Below are 500 nucleotides of genomic sequence, written 5' to 3'. Positions count from 1 at the left end.
CCTTATTCGCTTTAAAAATCTTTGCTTTTTGCAAAGTGTATTACAACTTTATTTCCCAATATGTCAAAGAACTTTGTAACTAACTCTTCAGCTAATCACTCGTCGATGTTCCGGATCCGATCCGTGTGACTCCTAAAGTCTACATCATCATTCATTCTGTTATCTTAAGAACTTATCGTGGAGGATATCGGAGTCGAACCGATGACCCTCTGCGTGCAAGGCAGATGCTCTAGCCAACTGAGCTAACCCCCCGGTCGGTAGATCAGTCATTAGCTAACCGATAACCTATAGAGTAGACCCGAGCAGATTTGAACTGCTGACCCCTACATTATCAGTGTAGTGCTCTAACCAGGCTGAGCTACGAGTCTAAATAAAATTAAAAGAAGGAAACAACAGCTACAGGTAAAGTAGCTCTAAAAAGGAGGTATTCCAGCCGCACCTTCCGATACGGCTACCTTGTTACGACTTAGCCCCAATTACCGATTTTACCCTAGGCGGTT

Annotated in this window: 2 tRNA genes and 1 rRNA gene; all 3 read right to left on the bottom strand. The window is 43.4% G+C overall.

Features of this window, described 5'->3' with window-relative positions:
• Positions 1 to 178: 178 nt before the first annotated feature.
• Positions 179 to 252: transfer RNA gene (locus GO495_RS31935), tRNA-Ala, on the bottom strand.
• 41 nt (positions 253 to 293) lie between these two features.
• A tRNA-Ile gene (locus tag GO495_RS31930) sits at positions 294 to 368 on the bottom strand.
• A 49-nt stretch (positions 369 to 417) separates the two neighbouring features.
• Positions 418 to 500 (bottom strand): 16S ribosomal RNA (locus tag GO495_RS31925); the annotation flags it as partial.

It is taken from the genome of Chitinophaga oryziterrae (assembly GCF_009758125.1).
In the GTDB taxonomy this organism is placed as follows: Bacteria; Bacteroidota; Bacteroidia; order Chitinophagales; family Chitinophagaceae; genus Chitinophaga; species Chitinophaga oryziterrae.
Note: the sequence above shows the minus strand (reverse complement) of the source record. Positions and strands in the feature narration are given on the sequence as shown.